At 72.9% G+C, this 15,727-nt stretch carries 11 protein-coding genes; 4 read left to right on the forward strand and 7 right to left on the reverse strand.

All coding sequences use genetic code 11. The annotated features are described in order from the left end of the window. Positions 1-74: 74 nt before the first annotated feature. On the reverse strand, positions 75-788 hold the full coding sequence (locus tag DN069_RS04900) for an HAD family hydrolase (protein ID WP_111499572.1): 714 nt from the start codon (positions 786-788) through the stop codon (positions 75-77). 343 nt (positions 789-1,131) lie between these two features. Between DN069_RS04900 and DN069_RS04905 the strand changes: the two genes are divergently transcribed. Next, on the forward strand, positions 1,132-1,662 hold the full coding sequence (locus DN069_RS04905; RefSeq protein WP_111499573.1) for a universal stress protein: 531 nt from the start codon (positions 1,132-1,134) through the stop codon (positions 1,660-1,662). On the opposite strand, the gene DN069_RS04910 is transcribed toward DN069_RS04905, so the two are convergent. From DN069_RS04910 to DN069_RS04925, 4 genes are all read right to left on the reverse strand, one after another. Beyond that, the gene (locus tag DN069_RS04910) at positions 1,663-2,838 is read right to left on the reverse strand and encodes an acyl-CoA dehydrogenase family protein (protein WP_111499607.1); all 1,176 of its coding nucleotides are present in this window, start codon (positions 2,836-2,838) and stop codon (positions 1,663-1,665) included. It lies immediately after the preceding gene. Positions 2,839-3,009: 171 nt separating this feature from the next. After that, positions 3,010-3,942 (reverse strand): hydroxymethylglutaryl-CoA lyase, encoded by a 933-nt coding sequence (locus tag DN069_RS04915; protein WP_424556255.1) that lies wholly within the window; start codon positions 3,940-3,942, stop codon positions 3,010-3,012. Between the two features lie 81 nt (positions 3,943-4,023). Further along, complete coding sequence (locus DN069_RS04920) at positions 4,024-6,099, reverse strand: ATP-binding protein (RefSeq protein ID WP_111499575.1); 2,076 nt, start codon at positions 6,097-6,099, stop codon at positions 4,024-4,026. A gap of 27 nt (positions 6,100-6,126) precedes the next feature. Beyond that, positions 6,127-7,794 carry a carboxyl transferase domain-containing protein gene (locus tag DN069_RS04925; protein ID WP_111499576.1) on the reverse strand — a complete coding sequence of 556 codons (1,668 nt, stop codon included), beginning with the start codon at positions 7,792-7,794 and terminating at the stop codon, positions 6,127-6,129. A gap of 127 nt (positions 7,795-7,921) precedes the next feature. Here DN069_RS04925 and DN069_RS04930 point away from each other — a divergent pair, with 127 nt between their 5' ends. The 3 genes from DN069_RS04930 (at position 7,922) to DN069_RS04940 (ending at position 13,368) form a co-directional block, all read left to right on the forward strand. Next, positions 7,922-8,560, forward strand: a complete 639-nt coding sequence (locus tag DN069_RS04930) for an SACE_7040 family transcriptional regulator (RefSeq protein WP_111499577.1) — start codon at positions 7,922-7,924, stop codon at positions 8,558-8,560. A 161-nt stretch (positions 8,561-8,721) separates the two neighbouring features. Further along, positions 8,722-9,147 carry a PPOX class F420-dependent oxidoreductase gene (locus tag DN069_RS04935; protein ID WP_111499578.1) on the forward strand — a complete coding sequence of 142 codons (426 nt, stop codon included), beginning with the start codon at positions 8,722-8,724 and terminating at the stop codon, positions 9,145-9,147. Between the two features lie 72 nt (positions 9,148-9,219). Continuing rightward, positions 9,220-13,368, forward strand: coding sequence for an ABC transporter ATP-binding protein (locus tag DN069_RS04940; RefSeq protein ID WP_111499579.1), 4,149 nt, complete (start codon positions 9,220-9,222; stop codon positions 13,366-13,368). A gap of 76 nt (positions 13,369-13,444) precedes the next feature. Here the strand turns inward: DN069_RS04940 and DN069_RS04945 are convergent, their stop codons facing one another. Continuing rightward, positions 13,445-14,296: a hypothetical protein gene (locus DN069_RS04945; RefSeq protein ID WP_111499580.1), complete on the reverse strand. Its 852-nt coding sequence runs from the start codon at positions 14,294-14,296 to the stop codon at positions 13,445-13,447. Positions 14,297-14,416: 120 nt separating this feature from the next. Continuing rightward, entirely contained in the window at positions 14,417-15,718 is a 1,302-nt protein-coding gene (locus DN069_RS04950) for an MFS transporter (protein WP_111499581.1), read from the reverse strand. Positions 15,719-15,727 lie beyond the last annotated feature (9 nt).

The raw sequence follows: 15,727 nt of genomic DNA on the forward strand, positions 1-15,727 counted from the left end.
CTCTACATCTCCGAGGTCCCTGCTGCGTCCCTGACCTCTCCGCGCGCTCCCGCATCTCCGCGCGCTCGGGCGCGTCAGGCGACCAGCGGTGCGCTCAACACCTCGTCGACCGCCTCCGGGATCCCGCTCGCGGTGATCGTGGGCCGATAGCCGAGCTCGGGCCAGGGGCGCCCGTGGTCGAGCCAGACGCTGCGCAGACCGGCCACGGCGGCGCCCGCGATGTCGGCGGGGGCGTGGTCGCCGACCATCCAGGTGGTGCGGGTCCAGTCGTCCGAGGGGGTCGGGAGCTCGCAGAACTCGACCGGGCCGGCCGAAACGCCACGTCTGCACCGGTCGGCCGCCAGCTGGAAGATCAGCGGATCGGGCTTGGCGCAGTTGGCCTCCTCCGAGATGATCCAGCCGTCGACCAGACCGTCCAGCCCGGTGCGCTCGATCTTGGCCCGCTGCTGCTTGGTCGAGCCGTTACTGACGATGCCGAGCGTCCAGCCGGCCTCCCGGGCCCTCCGCAGCGCCGCCCGGTGCTCCTCGGGGCAGTCGATCAGCTCGATCATGGTCTCCGCGTAGTCGTCGAGCAGCTTCTCCAGGGAGACGTGCAGGCCGTAGCGGGACATCGTGGCCCGCAACAGCGCCTCGCGGGGGAAGTACCCGCCGCAGTCCAGGGTGGCCAACCAGCCGAGGTCCTCCAGGGGGAGCGCCCGTGCGCTGAGGAAGCGCTGGGCCCAGCCTCGGAAGGCCTGGTTCCGATCGATGAGGGTGTTGTCAAGATCGAAGAGGAGGAGAGGCGGCATGGGCGCATGGTTTCAGTCTGTTGGCATATGCGATAGGCGGATCGAATGCTTTTGTCCGAAAGTGAATCGGCCGCCGAGGCCACCTGACCGCGCCTGCACCGTTGCACATGGCCCGGCGCTCAGGCATGCTCCATGCACGCCCCGGGCGTGCGCATCCTCCGTTAGCGGGAACTGCGCGGCCTGTGCGCTCCGCGTCTGGGCGCGGACAGAATGTCGCCGTACCCTGAAGGGAAGGGGAAAACCGGCCGCTCAGGCCCACCACGCCACGACCGCAGCCCTCTTCCCCCCGCTCAGCCCCGCGTACCACCATCTCGTATCCCACCTCGCGAAACGTCCTCAAGCCATGGCCGGTTACGAGCACCGAGAGCCCCGCGACCCCAAACAGACGACGGGACCCCACCTGCCGATGCCTAGTTTTGAAGTCAAGTCACAACGGGTTCGCCCCTGCGACCCCGCGTTCCTCCACGGTGTCGTGGTTGGCTTCGACGGATCCGTGTCGAGCGAGCGCGCGCTCGCCTACGCGGTGGGCATGGCACGGCGATCAGGTTCAGGGCTGGTGCTGGTGCACGTGGCCAACCGCCTCCCGGCGACGGTCTGGGCCGGCTGCGAGCCGCCCGTCTTCGTCGACGTGCCGGACCACCGCACCGAGGTGCTGGGCCTGGAGCTGGCCTGCGCCGACTACCTCTCCGACGTGCCCTGGGTGCTCGTCGAGCGTGGCGGGGACATCTGCCACGAGCTGGAGGAGGTCGCGAAGGAGTACGCCGCGGACGCCATCGTCGTCGGCGGCTCCCACGGCTGGGTCGGCCGGCTCTTCGGTTCCGTCGCCGGACGGCTGGCGAAGCGCGCCAACCGCCCGGTCGTCGTCATCCCCTGACTAGGCCGGCATCCCGAGCTCCCGCGCGATCAGCATGCGCTGCACCTCCGAGGTGCCCTCGCCGATCTCGAGGATCTTGCAGTCGCGCCAGAAGCGGGCCACCGGGAACTCGTTCATGAAGCCGTAGCCACCGTGGATCTGCGTGGCCTCACGCGCGTTGTCGACGGCGGCCTCGGAGGAGTACAGCTTGGCGATCGCCGCCTCCTTCTTGAACGGCTCGCCCGCCACCATCCTGCTGGCCGCGTGGTACCAGGCCAGCCGGGCCATGTGCGCCCGCGTCTCCATGTCCGCGACCTTGAACTGGATCGCCTGGTTGGCGCCGATCGCACGGCCGAAGGCGTGCCGCTCGGCGGAGTAGCGCAGCGACTCGTCGACGCAGCCCTGGGCCAGACCGGTGGCCAGTGCGGCGATGGCGATCCGCCCCTCGTCGAGGATCCGCAGGAACTGCGCGTAGCCACGGCCCGGCTTTCCGACCAGGTTGGCCGCGGGCACGCGGCAGTCGCTGAAGGAGAGCTCCCGGGTGTCCGAGGCGTTCCAACCGACCTTCGAGTACTTCTTGGAGACCGTGAAGCCCGGGGTCCCCGTGGGCACGAGGATGCTCGAGATCGAGCGCGTCGGCGAGGTCTTTCCCGCATCCTCACCCGAATCGGTGAGGGCGGTGACGGTCACCAGCCCGGTGATGTCGGTGCCCGAGTTGGTGATGAAGCACTTCGTGCCGTTGATCACCCACTCGTCGGTGTCCTTGTCGTAGCGGGCGGTGGTGCGCGTGGCGCCCGCGTCGGAGCCACCCTCGGGCTCGGTCAGGCCGAAGGCGCCCAGCATCTCGCCGGAGCAGAGCTTCGGCAGCCAGGTGCGCTTCTGCTCCTCGGTGCCGAACAGGAAGATCGGCATGGCGCCGAGCGAGACGGCGGCCTCCAGGGTGATCGCCACGGAGGAGTCGACCCGGGCCAGCTCCTCCAGCGCGAGGCCCAGCGTGAAGTAGTCGCCGCCCATGCCCCCGTACTCCTCCGGGAAGGGCAGGCCGAACAGGCCCATCCGGCCCATCTCACGGACGATCTCGTAGGGGAACTCCTCGTGCTCGTAGAACTCCCCGATCTTCGGGGCGACCACGTCCTGGGCGAACTCCCGGACGGTACGGCGCAGTTCCTCGTGCTCGGGTTCCAGACGGTGGTCCAGCATGGTGGTCTCCTGAGGGTGCGGAGGCGGAAGGAGGGAAACGGGTGGCCGCCGTGCGGCCTTGTGGGCGCTTTCGGTGGCCGTCCGGTGGTGGTGCAGTGGTGCTGTGCAGTTGTGGTGGTGAGCGGCCGCTGGTCGGGCGGCCGCCCACCGCGTCGGTGGGTGCGAGACTCAGCCGGCTCCGACCAGGGCGCGCACGGCGCGGGACGGGCTCGGCCTGCCGAGGTGTCCGGCGAGCCACTGGCTGGTGGCGGCCAGCGCGGCGAGGTCGACGCCGGTCTCGATGCCGAGGCCGTCGAGCATCCAGACCAAGTCCTCGGTGGCGAGGTTTCCGGTGGCGCTCTTGGCGTACGGGCAGCCGCCCAGGCCGCCGGCCGAGGCGTCCACGACGGTGACGCCGCAGCGCAGCGCCGCCAGCGTGTTCACCAGGGCCTGGCCGTAGGTGTCGTGGAAGTGCACGGCCAGCCGTTCCGGGCCGACGCCCGCCGCGGCGAACGCACCGAGCAGCCCCTCGACCTGGCCCGGCGTGCCGGTGCCGATGGTGTCGCCGAGGCTCAACTCGGCGCAGCCGAGCTCCAGCAGGGCCTGCCCGACGGCGACGACCTGCTGGGCCGGGACGGGCCCCTCCCACGGGTCGCCGAAGCACATGGAGAGGTAGCCGCGCACGGTCACCCCGGCCTCGGCGGCGCGGCGGACGACGGGCGCGAACATCTCCAGTGACTCGGCGACGGTGCGGTTCAGGTTCCGCGCCGCGAAGGTCTCGGTGGCGCTGCCGAAGACGGCGATCTCGGTCGCGCCGAGGGCCAGCGCGCGGTCCAGCCCCCGCTCGTTGGGCACCAGGACCGGCAGCCGCAGCCCCGGGTACTGCTGCGGCAACTGCGCGACCTGAGGAAAGAGTTCCTCGGCGTCCGCCAACTGGGGGACCCATCTCGGGTGGACGAAGCTGGCCGCCTCCACGGTGCGCAGGCCCGCCCGCGCGAGCCGGGCGATGAACTCCGCCTTGACCTCGACCGGCAGCGAGACGGACTCGTTCTGCAGCCCGTCGCGCGGGCCGACCTCGTGGATCCGCACGCGCTGCGGCAGCCCGTCCGCACGGACCCGCATCGGCAGGCCGAGCTCGAGCACGGTCGGCTCGTGGGAGCCCCGCTGCTCGGTCGGCACAGTCTGATCGGTCATCACCACTCCTCAGGATTCCGACGTCTCGTCAGTCGAGGCCGGAGCGATCACGGCGAGCAGGTCGTCCATCGCCACGGTGACCCCGGGGACGACCTTGAGCTGTGCGACCGTGCCGTCGTGCGGCGCGGTGATGACGTGCTCCATCTTCATCGCCTCGAGCACCAGCACGGCCTGACCCCGCTTCACCGGGTCGCCGACGGAGGCCTTGACCAGCGTCACCGTGCCGGGCATGGGCGCGGTCAGGGTGCCGCCCTGGGCGCCGGCGCCACCGAGGGCCAGCTCGGCCAGCGGATCGTGGGCGTGGCAGGCCCAGCTGTCGCCGTCGCGGGAGAGCCAGACGGTGCCGTCGCCGTGTGCGGCCCCGTCGACGCCGCAGGCGAAGGCGTGGGTCACGCCGTCCACGGTGACGGCGAGGCGGCCCGCACCGCCGGGCGCCGTCTCGGCCCGGGCCTCGGCCCGGAGGATCTCGCTGTCGCCGATCCGCACCTCGTAGGCGCCCTCCGCGCCGCGCACCGGCCGGACCCGGACCAGGACCGGGTCGGCGCCGGGCAGGCGCAGGTGGTGCCCGGCCCAGGCGGGGGTGCCGCCGATCCGCCAGCCGGTGGGCCGGGCGAACGGGTCGGTCCAGCCGGCGCCGTCGGCGGCGGTCGTGGGCGCCAGCGCGAGCTGCCGGAGCAGGGCCGCGGCCAGCAGCGGGAAGTTGTCCACAGGCTGGGCGGTGCCCGCTTGGCCGATGTCGCCGGTCGGGACTAGCGTCAGCTCCGGGTGGCGCTCGACCAGTCCGGTGTCGAGGCGCCCCGCGACGACATCGGGATGAGAGATGAGCCGGCGCAGGTAGCCGGCGTTGGTGACGACCCCGAGGACGACGGTCTGCGCGAGGGCGGCGCGCAGCCTGCGCAGGGCGGTGTCCCGGTCGGGGCCGTAGGCGATGACCTTGGACACCATCGGGTCGTAGGTGCTGCCGACGACCAGCCCGGGGGCCAGTCCGGAGTCGACCCGGATCCCCTCCCCGTCGGGCTCCTGGAGCAGCAGGACCTGCCCACCGGAGGGGAGGAACCCGCGGCTCGGGTCCTCGGCGCAGATCCGCGCCTCGACAGCGTGTCCGGTGAGGGTGACGTCGGCCTGGGCGAACGGGAGCACCTCGCCGGCGGCCACGCGGAGCTGCCACTCCACCAGGTCCAGGCCGGTGACCAGTTCGGTCACCGGGTGCTCCACCTGGAGCCGGGTGTTCATCTCCATGAAGAAGTGGGAGGAGGGATCGGCCCCGGGGACGATGAACTCGACGGTGCCTGCGCCGGTGTAGCCGCAGGACTTCGCCGCACGCACGGCCGCCGCGCCCATCTCGGCGCGGGTGGCCTCGTCGAGGAGCACGGAGGGGGCTTCCTCGATCAGCTTCTGGTGCCGCCGCTGGAGGCTGCACTCACGCTCGCCCAGGTGGACGACGTTGCCGTGGGCGTCGGCGAGGATCTGGATCTCGATGTGGCGGGGGCGGTCGATCCACCGCTCCAGCAGCAGGGTGTCGTCGCCGAACGAGGTGCGGGCCTCGCGCCGCGCGGCGGCGATCTCCTCGGGCAGCCGGTCCGCCTCACGGACCAGCCGCATGCCCTTGCCTCCGCCACCGGCGGAGGGCTTGAGCAGCACCGGGAAGCCGATCTCGGCCGCGGCCGCGATCAGGGCGGCGTCGTCGAGGTCGTCGCCGCTGCTGCCCGGGACGACCGGGACGCCGGCGGCCTTGACGGCCTCCTTGGCGTTGATCTTGTCGCCCATCAGCTCGATCGCCCCGGCGGGCGGGCCGATGAAGACCAGACCGGCCTCGGCGCAGGCACGGGCGAAGCCCGTGTTCTCCGCGAGGAAGCCGTAGCCGGGGTGGACGGCCTGGGCGCCGGCCCGCCTGGCGGCGGCGACCAGCTCGGCTCCGTCGAGGTAACTGTCGATCAGGACCGCGGTGTCCGCGGCGCGCACGTGCGGCGCTGCGGCGTCGGCGGCGCTGTGCACGGCGACGGAGCGGACACCGAGCCGCTTCAGCGTGCGGATGACCCGGACCGCGATCTCGCCGCGGTTGGCCACCAGAACACTTTCGAACATAGGCACTGGAGGTGACCTCTCGTCATGTCACATGCGGAAGACGCCGTAAGGGCGCGGCTCGGGCAGGGGCGCGTTGGCACAGGCGCTCAGCGCGAGGCCGAGCACAGTGCGGGTGTCCATCGGGTCGATCACGCCGTCGTCCCACAGGCGGGCCGTCGCGTAGTAGGCGTTGCCCTGGCGCTCGTACTGCTCGCGCACCGGGCGGCGGAACTCCTCCTCCGCCTCGGCCGGCCAGTCGTCGCCGCGGGCCTCCATCTGGTCGCGGCGCACGGTGGCCAGCACCGAGGCGGCCTGCTCGCCGCCCATGACGGAGATCTTGGCGTTCGGCCACATCCACAGGAACCGGGGGGAGTAGGCCCGCCCGCACATCGAGTAGTTGCCGGCGCCGTAGGAGCCGCCGACGACGACGGTCAGCTTGGGCACCCGGGTGGTGGCCACGGCCGTCACCATCTTGGCGCCGTGCTTGGCGATGCCGCCCGCCTCGTACTTCTGGCCGACCATGAAGCCGGAGATGTTCTGCAGGAAGAGCAGCGGGATGCCGCGCTGGTCGCAGAGCTCGATGAAGTGCGCGCCCTTGAGTGCCGACTCGGCGAACAGGATCCCGTTGTTGGCCACGATCCCGACGGGGTGGCCCTGGATCCGCGCGAAGCCGGTGACCAGGGTCGAGCCGTACTCGGCCTTGAACTCCGCGAACCGGCTGCCGTCGACGATGCGGGCGATGATCTCGCGCACGTCGTAGGGGGTGCGCGAGTCGACCGGCACCGCGCCGTAGAGGCCGGCCGGGTCGACGGCGGGCTCCTCGACGGGCTCGACGGTCCACGGCCGCGGCGCGCGCGGGCCGAGCTCGCCGACGATGGTCCGCAGGATCGAGAGCGCGTGGCTGTCGTTCTCGGCGAGGTGGTCGGTGACACCGGAGGTGCGCGAGTGCAGCTCGCCGCCGCCCAGCTCCTCGGCGGTGACGACCTCGCCGGTCGCCGCCTTCACCAGCGGCGGTCCGCCCAGGAAGATCGTCCCCTGGTTGCGGACGATGACGGCCTGGTCGCTCATGGCCGGGACGTAGGCGCCGCCCGCGGTGCAGGAGCCGAGCACGGCGGCCAGCTGCGGCACGCCGGCCGCCGAGAGCCGGGCCTGGTTGTAGAAGATCCGGCCGAAGTGGTCCCGGTCCGGGAAGACCTCGTCCTGCATCGGCAGGAAGGCGCCGCCAGAGTCGACGAGATAGACGCAGGGCAGCCGGTTGTCGAGGGCGACCTCCTGGGCCCGGAGGTGCTTCTTGACCGTCATCGGGTAGTAGGTGCCGCCCTTGACGGTGGCGTCGTTCGCGACGATCACCACCTCACGGCCCGCGACCCGCCCGATGCCGGCGATCACGCCCGCGGCGGGGGCGTCCCCGTTGTAGAGGCCGTCGGCCGCGAGCGGCGCGAGTTCGAGGAAGGGGGAGCCGGCGTCGAGCAGCGTGTCCACTCGGTCCCGCGGCAGCAGTTTGCCGCGCGAGGTGTGCCGCTCGCGGGCGCGGGCTCCGCCGCCGGCCGCGGCCGCGGCGAGCTTGGCCCGCAGCTCCTCGGCCAGGGCCTGGTGCCCCTCGGTGTTGCTCCGGTAGGAGTCCGAGGTCGGATCCACCGCGCTCTCCAGCCGCGGGGCGGCGGCCCGGGCCTGTGGGCTCGGGGGAAAACCGGTGGGGAGTGGAGCGGGTGCCATCGCCGAGAGCTCCTTTGCTCCTGTGAACGAGCGGTGTGAACGAGCGGTGTGAACGAGCGGTGTGAACGAGCGTTAACTTATACGGCTCAGGTTAACGCCGCCTAACAGGTCTGTCTACGATGGCCTGATGGTCAAGCCATCCTCGAGTCCCTCCCATGCTGCGACGGCGACGGAGAATCCGCGTCGCGCGCAGATCCGCCGCGAGGCCGCCCGGCTCTTCGCCGAGCGCGGATTCCTCGGCGTGGGCGTGGACGAGATCGGCCGGGCCGTCGGCATCAGCGGGCCGGGCCTGTACCGGCACTTCGCCGGCAAGGACGCGATGCTGGCCGATCTGCTGATCGGCATCAGCGAGCGGCTGCTGGAGCAGGGGCGCCGCCGCGTCGACGCGTCGGCCGACCCGAGGGAGGCCCTGGAGTCGCTGCTTCTGTGCCACATCGACTTCGCCCTCGACGAGAGCGCGCTGATCACCCTGCACGACCGGGAGCTGCTCAACCTGCCGGACAAGGAGCGCCGCCAGGTCCGCAGTCTGCAGCGCCAGTACGTGGAGCTGTGGGTCGGGGTCGCCCGGGACGTCTTCCCGGGCCTCGGCGAGGAGGCGCGCCCCGCCGTCCACGCGGTCTTCGGGCTGCTGAACTCCACTCCGCACAGCGCTGCCGTCGGCCCCACCGGCGCGGGTCACCCGGACGGACGCGCGGCGATGGCCGCGCTGCTGCACCGCCTCGCCCTCGGCGCCCTCGGTGCGGCCGCGGAGCAGGGCGGTCGGTAGCGCGCGGCGGGTAGCGCGCGCCGGTGGAGTGCGCCTCCGTCCGAAGTCCTACGACCATCGCGGAGCCGCGTCCCGCCTCTCGCCCGGTGTGCGACGGGAACACCCGACGGCACTCTGGTGCTGATCCCAGGGGGCGGCATCAGGGGCACGGAGGGCGAACGATGGCTGACAAGGATCTGTTGGAGCTGGTCGCGCGGTCGCGCAACGGTGCGGTGGTCACGCTCAAGCGGGACGGCAGGCCGCAGCTCTCCAATGTGAGCATCACCTTCGACCCCGGCGCGCAGGTGATCCGCTTCTCCACGACCGCTGACCGGGCCAAGGTGGCCAACCTGCGCCGGGATGCGCGGGTGAGTGTCTACGTCACCCGTCCTGACTACCGCGGCTACGCCGTGGTCGAGGGGATGGCCCAGCTCACGCCGGTCGCGGCCGAAGCCGACGACGCGACCGTGGAGGAGCTGGTCGACGTCTACCGGCGGATCGCGGGCGAGCACCCCGACTGGGACGAGTACCGGACGGCGATGGTCGCCGACCGACGGCTCGTGGTGCGCATTCCGGTCGAGCGCGTCTACGGCATGGGTGGATGGTGAGTCGCGTGCGGGTATGTAAGCCCCTAAAGGGGCATGGACAGCTGACCGACGAGAAGATTAGTATCCCTAAATATGTCTCAGGCTCATAAGTCTCCGGGGGAAGTCGCAGCCCCCTCCGCCGGTTCGGGCGCTCCGCGCCGCGCCGGTTGGGTGCGTCGGCTGAGCGGGTACGCCTGGCGCTACCGCACCAATGTGCTGCTGTCCTTCGGCGCGTCGCTGCTCGGCATGGCCATCAGCGCCCTCGTGCCGCTCATCCCGCGCCACATCATCGACGACGTCATCACCACCCACCGCAGCGCGCTCGCCCCCTGGGCGATCGCGCTGGTCGGCGCCGCGGTCGCGGTCTTCGTCCTGACGCTGGTCCGTCGCTACTGGGGCGGCCGGCTCGCGATGGACGTCCAGCACGACATGCGGCAGGACCTCTTCGACTCGCTGACCAGGCTCGACGGCGTCAAGCAGGACGGGCTCGACACCGGCCAGGTGGTCGGCCGGGCCACGTCCGACCTGCAAATGATCGTCGGGCTGCTCTCGATGCTGCCGATGATGACCGGCAACGTCCTGATGTTCCTGCTCTCGATCGTGGTGATGCTCTTCCTGTCGCCGCTGCTGACGCTGATCGCGCTGGCGATGGCCCCCGCCCTGTGGTGGATCGCCTCGCTCAGCCGCAAGAAGCTCTTCCCGGCGACCTGGTCCGCGCAGCAGGAGGCCGGCCGGGTGGCCGGCGTCGTGGACGGAGCCGTCTCCGGCGTCCGCGTCGTCAAGGGCTTCGGGCAGGAGGAGCAGGAGCTCGCCCGACTGGAGTCCGCCAGCCGCCGCCTCTACGCGAGGCGCCTGCGCGGCATCCGGCTGAGCGCCCGTTACAGCCCGGCGATGCAGGCCATCCCGGCGCTGGCGCAGGTGGCGGTGCTGGCTCTCGGCGGCTGGCTGGCCGTGCGCGGCCAGGTGACGCTCGGCACCTTCGTCGCCTTCTCCACCTACGTCGCCCAGATGACCGGCCCGGTCCGGATGCTCACCATGCTGCTGACGGTCGGGCAGCAGGCCCGCGCCAGCGTGGAGCGCGTGCTGCAGCTGATCGACGAGCGGCCGGTGATCAAGGAGCGCGCCTCCGCGGTCGACCTCGAACTCGACGAGCTCACCGAGCTCGAGGGCGCGGACGGCGTGGACGCGCTGGAGCGTCTCGACGAGATCGACGGCGGCCAGGGCCTGGCCGACGCGGGCGTGCCCGCCGTCTCGTTCGAGGACGTCGACTTCGCCTACGCCTCCTCCGCCGAGCCGGTGCTGCGCGGGCTGAACCTCAGCCTGCGGGCCGGTGAGACGGTCGCGCTGGTCGGCGCGTCCGGCTCCGGCAAGTCCACGGTCGGCATGCTCGTGCCGCGCTTCTACGACGCGACCAGCGGCACGGTCCGCGTCCACGGCCACGACGTGCGCGACCTGACGCTGCGCTCGCTGCGCGCGGCGATAGGCATCGTCCCGGAGGACAGCTTCCTCTTCTCCGAGTCGGTGCGCACCAACATCGCCTACGGCCGGCCGGACGCCACCGACGACGAGGTGGTCGCCGCCGCCCGCGCCGCCCAGGCGGACGGCTTCATCGGCGAGCTGCCCGACGGCTACGAGACGGTCGTCGGCGAGCAGGGGCTCACCCTCTCCGGCGGTCAGCGTCAGCGCGTCGCCCTGGCCCGCGCGATCCTGGCCGACCCGCACATCCTGCTGCTCGACGACGCGACCTCCGCTGTCGACGCCCAGGTCGAGGCGGAGATCCACGAGGCCCTGCGCACCGTGATGGCCGGCCGCACCACGCTGCTGGTCGCACACCGCCGCTCGACGCTGCAGCTGGCCGACCGGATCGGCGTGCTGGACCAGGGCCACCTGGTCGACCTCGGCACCCACGAGGAGCTGGACGCCCGCTGTCCGCTCTACCGCTCGCTGCTGACCGACCCGGACGCGATGGCGGGCGACATCCGCGAGGCCGACCCCGCCGCCCAGATCCTCACCGACTCGCTGCTGGCGGCCGAGCTGGCCGACGCCGGAGCCCTGACCGACGCCGGAGCCCCGGCCGACGCCGCGTCGCCGGCCCACGCCGGGCCGGCCGACGCCGACGCGTCGCTGTCCGCGTACGTCGCCCAGGCCCACCCCGACGGCCGGGGCCGCACCGGCGGTGTGACGCCGGAGCTGTGGGACCGCGAGCGGTACCCGGAGCCCGACCCCGACGCGCCCCCGACCGCCAACCGGTCCGGGGCGGGCGCCGGGCACATGGGTGGTCCCGGCGCCATGGGCGCGGCGATGGGCGCCATGTCCGCCACCCCGGAACTGCTGGCCAAGGTGGCCGCGCTGCCGCCGGCCGACGAGACCCCGGCGATCCCGCTCGACGAGGCGCGCCGCCCCGACCCGGGGTTCAACGTGCGCCGGATGCTGGCGCCGTTCCGGCGTCCGCTGCTGCTGGCCCTGCTGCTGGTGGCCCTGGACGCGGTCGCCTCGCTGGTGCTGCCGATCCTGATCCGGCGCGGCATCGACGACGGTGTCAGCAAGGGAGCGGCCGGCGCGGTCGGCGTGGTCTCGCTGATCGCCCTCGCCGTGGTCCTCGTCGACTGGGCCGTGCAGACCGCCGAGACGCAGGTCAGCGGTCGCACCGGCGAGCGGGTGCTCTACGGGCTGCGGGTGAAGATCTTCGCGCACCTGCAGCGGCTCGGCCTCGACTACTACGAGCGCGAGCTCGGCGGCCGGATCATGACCCGCATGACGACCGACGTCGACGCGCTGACCTCGTTCCTGCAGACGGGCGTCGTCACCGCGGTGGTCAGCCTGCTCACCTTCTTCGGCATCTTCTTCGTGCTGCTCGTGCTCGACGCGGGGCTGGCGCTCTACGTCTTCGCGGTGCTGCCGGTGCTGATCGTGGCGACGCTGGTCTTCCGCGCCAAGTCGTCGAAGATCTACCAGCTCGGCCGCGAGAAGGTCAGCACCGTCAACGCGGACCTGCAGGAGAACGTCGCCGGCATGCGGATCGTGCAGGCCTTCCTGCGCGAGGAGCACAACCGCACCCGCTTCGCCGAGCGCAGCGACGACTACCGCCGCACCCGGGTCCGGGCGCAGCTGTACATATCGCTCTACTTCCCGTTCGTGCAGATGCTCTCCAGCATCGCGGCGGCCCTGGTGCTGATCGTGGGCGCGAACCGGGTCAACGCGGGCACGCTGACCACCGGCGCGCTGGTGGCCTACCTGCTCTACATCGACCTGTTCTTCTCCCCGGTGCAGCAGCTCTCCCAGGTCTTCGACGGCTACCAGCAGGCGGCCGTGGGTCTCAGCCGGATCCGGGAGCTGCTCCGCACGCCGACCTCGACCCCGCAGGCCGCGCGGCCGGAGTCGGTCGGCCGGCTCACCGGCGAGATCCACTTCGACGACGTCCACTTCGCCTACAACGCGCTGACCCCGGACGTGAACCTCGACGCGACCGTCGCCGGCACCACCCCGGCCGTCGCGGGTGCCGTCGCCGCGAAGGTGCCGGGGCGCAAGCCCGAGGTGATCACCGGCGTCGAGCTGCGCATCCCGGCGGGTCAGACCGTGGCGCTGGTCGGCGAGACCGGCGCGGGCAAGTCGACGCTGGTCAAGCTGCTGGCCCGGTTCTACGACGTCACCGGCGGCGCGGTGCGGGTGGACGGGCAGGACGTGCGGGAGCTCGACCTGGCCGAGTTCCGGCACCGCCTCGGCGTCGTCCCGCAGGAGGCCTACCTCTTCGCGGGCACGATCCGTGACGCGATCGCCTACGGGCGGCCGGGCGCGAGCGACGCCGAGGTCGAGGCGGCGGCACGGGCCGTCGGCGCGCACGAGATGATCGCGCGGCTCGACGGCGGCTACCTCTACCAGGTCACCGAGCGCGGCCGGAACCTGTCGGCGGGTCAGCGGCAGCTGATCGCCCTGGCCCGTGCCGAACTGGTCGACCCGGACCTGCTGCTGCTCGACGAGGCGACCGCGGCGCTGGACCTGGCCACCGAGGCCGCGGTCAACCGCGCCGCCGACCGCCTGGCCCGCCACGGCGGCAAGCGCCGTACCACCGTGGTCATCGCCCACCGCCTCAGCACGGCCGCCCGGGCCGACCGGGTGGTGGTCATGGACCACGGCCGCGTCGTCGAGGACGGCACCCACGCCGAGCTGGTGGCCGCGAACGGGGCCTACGCCCGCCTGTGGCGCGCCTTCGTCGGCGAGGAGGAGACGGCCACCGTCGGCTGACCGGAACCACGGCCGACACCCGCTCCCTGACGCCTGCCCGCTGACCCCGCCGCCCGGCGGGGTCAGCGGGCAGCGGTCACTCGGGGAGCTGCAGCACCTCGATACGGCGGTGCCGGGTCGCCGCCGGCGCGGCCGAGAAGGTGCCGTCCGCGGAACGCGGCGGGATCACCTTCTCCGCGGCGTCCACGCGGGCCGTCACCGCGCGCCACCACAGGGCGAACGGGACGCCCCCGTTCTCCTGCTCGACCCGCAGCCGGGCGGGCTCGTCCCAGACGATGCGGCGGACCGTCCACTCGGCGCGCAGGCGTAGCAGTTCCCGGTCGAGGTCCGGGGCGCCGAAGCGGTCGGGGGAGACGAGGTCGGCCGGGCCCGCGGGCGGGTCGCCGTCCCAGCGGAAGACGGTCAGCTCGACCAGGCCGGGCGTCTCCTCGGGGTCGATCTCGCGCAGCGACCAGCCCCAGACCGGTTCGGTGCCGCGGCCGGCGAAACGGGACCGGATCTCCACCCAACGCCCGGCCGCGGTCTGGGAGTCGAGGCGGCGCCGGATCTCGCAGTGGATCGGCCAGTAGCCGGTGGTGGCCGAGCGGACGGCCGCCGCGTACTGGACGGCCGCGGTTTCCACGCCGCTCTCGGCGGCGCGGGCGGCGCGGCGGCGGGCACCGGGGAGCAGGCGCGCCGCGGCGCGATGGGCACGGCGTTCCGCGAGGGTGAGCAGACGGCCCGCGTCGGCGATCGTGGCCTGGTAGGCCGCCGCGGCGGCGCGCCAGGCGTCCCACTCGACCCGGTCGACCGGGACCAGGCCGTCGACGCGGTCCGCTTCCGCGGTCTCCGCCTCGGTCAGCGCGAGCATGCGCGGTTCCTCGACCGGGGCCCCCTCGCGGGCCGGGGTCTCCAGCAGCGTCACCAGCACCCAGAGATCGCCGATCATCCAGTCACCCGTCCGTCGGCCCGTCCTTTCGCAGGGTGGAATACCCACGGACCTCGATCGCTAGGCACTGCGGGGCGTGGGTGACGGTCGTAGGGCGGTCCTCGGGCGGCGGGCCCCCGGTCAGGCGGCGGCGGACGGCCAGACCGCGCGGCGCAGCTCGGGAGTGGCGGCCGCCCACAGCGCGGCCGTGCCGAGGACGCCCGCGAGCAGCCACAGGGTGCCGACACCGCCCAGGAGTTGGAGCAGCAGGCCGACGGCGCCGGTGCCCAGCGGGATGCCCAGGCCGACCACGGTCATGGTCGCCGCGATGGCCCGCCCCCGGTGCGCGTCGGGGACCTGGCGGAAGATCAGCACGTCGAGCAGCACGCTGAGGGCCGGCACGCCGAGTCCGCCCGCGATCAGCAGCAGGCCGGTCGCCCACGGGCCCCGGGTGAGGGCCAGCGCGGCGAAGACCGGGACCTCCAGGGCGATGAGGCCGATGAGCAGGGTGCCCGGACGGAAGCTCCGGTGCAGCAGGCCGACGAGGGAGGCGCCGATCAGGCTGCCGACGGCCGAGCCGGCCAGCGCCGCGCCGATGCCCCATGCCGGGGTGGCCTGCTGGTGCAGCCGGAAGATGACGACGAGCGAGATCGGCGCCCCGCACGCGTTCAGGGCGGTCACCAGCAGCAGGGCCATGCGGAGGGTGGGCGCCTGCCACAGCGTGCGGATCCCGTGGAAGACGGTGCGCAGGGACGCGGCCGGATCGCCTGCGCTGTGCTGCTGCGGGCGGACGAACAGGGCGCACACCAGCGAGACCGCGAAGCCGACGGTGCTGAGCACGAACGGCACCGCGCGCCCCAGGGCGTAGAGCGCGCCGCCCAGCGGCGGACCGGCCAGCTCGGCCAGGCTGAGCCGGAGTTGGTCCTGCGTGAGCGCGGCGGTCAGCTGCTCGGGGGCGACCACCGTCCGCACCAGCAGCATCCGTGCCGCCCCGCCCAGCGGCTGCGCGGCGCCCAGGGTGGCGGCGACCGCCAGCAGGTGGGGGAGCGTCAGCGCGCCGAACAGCGCGGCGAGGACGACGGAGCCGCTCGCCGCGACGCGCAGCGCCTCGGCGGCGATCAGCACGCGGCGCCGGTCGCAGCGGTCGAGCAGGACGCCTGCGGGCAGCCCGCACAGCACGGTCGCGGCGGCCTGGATCACCCCGAAGAGGCCGGCCCAGGCGGGCGATCCGGTGAGCGCCAGGATGACGAGCGGGTACGCGACGTCGGCGGCGTTGAGGCCGGTCATCGCGGAGGCGGAGCCGAGCCACAACAGCTGGAACCGCCAGTTGCGGCGCAGCGGGGGCAGCGCGGGTGCCGGCGCCCCGGCGGTTTGCGTGTCCGTGCTGGTGCGTGCGTCATGGCAGGACCTCCCCTTCCTGGGTGGCGTGAACGTTCTCGCAATCGATGACGT

Origin of the sequence: Streptacidiphilus pinicola, from assembly GCF_003258295.1 — a bacterium.
Classification (GTDB): domain Bacteria; phylum Actinomycetota; class Actinomycetes; order Streptomycetales; family Streptomycetaceae; genus Streptacidiphilus; species Streptacidiphilus pinicola.